Annotated in this window: 3 protein-coding genes and 1 pseudogene; all 4 read right to left on the bottom strand. The window is 56.2% G+C overall.

Annotated features, from left to right (window positions below):
- Positions 1-79: pseudogene (locus tag RTY00_RS22990) on the bottom strand (ABC transporter permease); the annotation flags it as partial.
- An 11-nt stretch (positions 80-90) separates the two neighbouring features.
- On the bottom strand, positions 91-810 hold the full coding sequence (locus tag RTY00_RS22985; RefSeq protein ID WP_256696021.1) for an ABC transporter permease: 720 nt from the start codon (positions 808-810) through the stop codon (positions 91-93).
- Between the two features lie 12 nt (positions 811-822).
- Positions 823-1,674: a transporter substrate-binding domain-containing protein gene (locus RTY00_RS22980; RefSeq protein ID WP_154192011.1), complete on the bottom strand. Its 852-nt coding sequence runs from the start codon at positions 1,672-1,674 to the stop codon at positions 823-825.
- A 367-nt stretch (positions 1,675-2,041) separates the two neighbouring features.
- Positions 2,042-2,833 carry an N-formylglutamate deformylase gene (gene hutG, locus RTY00_RS22975; RefSeq protein ID WP_312666497.1) on the bottom strand — a complete coding sequence of 264 codons (792 nt, stop codon included), beginning with the start codon at positions 2,831-2,833 and terminating at the stop codon, positions 2,042-2,044.
- Positions 2,834-2,862 lie beyond the last annotated feature (29 nt).

Raw genomic sequence — 2,862 nt, 5'->3', positions numbered from 1 at the left:
TGATAAACAGGCCAAGCGTCACCGGCAGCGCGGCGCTCAGCTTGAGGAAGGTATCAAAGAGAAAAGCGAAGTCGATCATGCTGCTGCTCCTTAATGCTGTGCCGCAGTGCGACTTTGCCACGCACGACCAAGGCGCGACTCCGCCCGGCGAAACGCATGATTAGACACCAGCGTCAGCACCAGATAACAGGCGCCGCCGATCAGATAGAAAGTGAAGTAATCGCGTGTGGATCCGGCCGCAACCTGGCTGGCGCGCATCAGCTCGACAATGCCGGTGACCGACACCAGTGCCGAATCTTTCAGGCTCATCTGCCACACGTTCGACATGCCCGGCAGCGCATAACGCACCACCTGCGGCAGCAGAATGCGTTGCGCGATACGCCAGCGCGGCATACCAATCGCCACCGCAGCTTCCACCTCGCCTTTCGACAGCGCCAGGCGCGCCGCGCGATACACTTCACCCTGATACGATCCAGAGATGAGCCCGATAGCCAGCGCACCAATCAGGAACGGCGGCGCTTCGATAAAGCCATCCGCGCCGAACATCTGCCCAACCAGCGTAATCAGGCCGGATCCGCCAAAATAGAACAGGTAGATCACCAGCAGTTCCGGGATGCCGCGAAACACCACCGAATAGCTTTCACCCAACCAGCGCAGCCAGCGCTGAGGCGATAATTTGGCGGCCGCCACACCGGAACCGACCACCGCACCCATCATCAGCGCCACCAGCGATAGCAGCAGCGTGGTGCAGGCGGCACTCAGGATCAGGCGGCCCCAACCATCAGCACCAAAACTCAGCAGGCTCATCATCTTTCACCTCACTTACGGGGTTACGTCAGTTTTAAACCACTTCTCACTGAGCTTTTTCACCGTGCCGTCAGCCAGTGCGGCATGAATTGCCTCATCCAGCTTGGCTTTCAGATCGTTATCCGCCATGCGCACGCCCATCGCTTCGCCCTCGCCCCAAATTGGGCCGCCGAGCTGTGGACCGCTGAAGATCAGATTGTTGTTCTCTTTGCGCGCCAGCATCGATTGCGCAAAGGTCACATCATCGAACACCGCATCGATACGGCCCGATTGCAGATCGAGCATCGCATCCGCCGACGAGGTGTATTCACGTACGTCGGCATCGCCTTTGAAGTACTTATCGATAAATGGCGTGTAAACCGTGCCGGAGGCGATACCAATGGTTTTACCCTTCAACGCCGCTTTCAGCGGAGCAATTGCCGCGTTGATCTCTTTCTCATCGTCATGCAGCTTGATGATGTTGTGGTCGGCAGGCAGCAGCGGATTGTCTTTGGTGGTGATGAAAGTGGCAGGCGTTGAGGCATATGGCGTGGTGAAGTTGACCACTTTTTTACGGTCCGGCGTGATGACAATCGCATCCATGATCACGTCATATTTACCGGCGTTGAGGCCGGCGATCATGCCGTCCCAGTTCTGCACCACCAGCTTGCACTGAATGCCCATGCGCTTGCACAGGTCTTCCATCAGTTCAGGTTCAAAGCCGCCTAACTTGCCGCCCGGCAGCGTCAGGTTCCAGGGTTCATAGCTGCCTTCGGTAGCGATGGTGATCGATTTCCACTCTTTCGCCTGTACGGCAATGCCGCTCATCATCAGGCTGGCAAACAGGGTCGTGAGGCAAAAACGGCGAATCTGAACACGGTGCGTCATGCGGCTTCTCCTGGCAATTAATCGAGTTTGTCAGTCTCTGCTTGTGCAATATTTGCAGATGACCTTTCATGTATATACAAGTTAGCGTGCGGCAGATCATTGTCGGCATAAGCTTTTTGTGAGCCAGCCAGTATAAAAATTGATAATCGCTGCGTGGTCTTTACTTGTACATACAACCTAGCAAGCGCTATGCCAAATCGGCAAAGCCGCAAAATCAGGGGATTGTCACGGGATGGACGTAATATTGCACTGTGATGTAGCAGAGAATGCATTGCGATGGTGCATGGTAGGGTCGCCATTAATGGCGACCGTCTAAATGGACGCACAGCGTAAGGTCACCATGAATGGCGACCCTACGAATGTGGTTTTATTGGGGTTTACCCGCTGCAAGAAACGCCTGCATCAACGGTTTCAGCACCTTCTGCAACTGCGCAGCGCGATCCTGCTGCCAGGCAAACGGCGGAGTTTCATCCATATAATTGAGCTGCGCCAGCTCCAGCTGCACCGCCTGCACGCCCTGCTCCGGCTGGCCGTAAGCGCGGGTGATATAGCCGCCTTTAAAGCGCCCATTCGCGATCCAGCTGTAATCTTGCTGCTCGCTGCAAACTTGCTTAATCGCCTCGATCACCGCCGTTGAACAACTGGCACCATCGTTGGTCCCGATGTTGAGATCCGGCAAACGTCCCTCAAACAGGCGCGGGATCACCGAGGCGATTGAGTGCGCATCAAACAGCAGCGCGTAACCCTGCTGCGCTTTCAACCGCGCCAGCTCCTGCTGTAGCTGCTGGTGATACGGTTGCCAGATGGTGTCCAGATAACCCTGACGCACTTCGGCGCTCGGCGTTTTGCCCGCTGCAAAAGTTGGGCTGCCGTCAAACAAGGTTTCCGGATACAAACCGGTGGTCGCCGTGGTGTAGAGCGGCTGATTATCCGCCGGACGATTGAGATCGATTACAAAACGCGAATAGTGACCAATCAACACGCTGGCACCAAGATCGCGCACAAAATCGTACAGCAGCGGCAAGTGCCAATCGGTATCTGGCAGGCCGCGCGCCGCGTCGCTCAGGCCGGCGTCCACTTCTGGCGTTAATTGCGTACCGGCGTGCGGAATGCTGACCAGCAGCGGAATCTTGCCGGCGGTGAAATGAAAAGGTGTCATTGCGCTTCTCCACGATAAATAACCTGGCA

Origin of the sequence: Pantoea sp. CTOTU49201 (genome assembly GCF_032054795.1) — a bacterium.
GTDB lineage: Bacteria > Pseudomonadota > Gammaproteobacteria > Enterobacterales > Enterobacteriaceae > Pantoea > Pantoea symbiotica.
The sequence above is the reverse complement of the archived record's forward strand: the minus strand, read 5'-3'. Positions and strand labels throughout refer to the sequence as shown.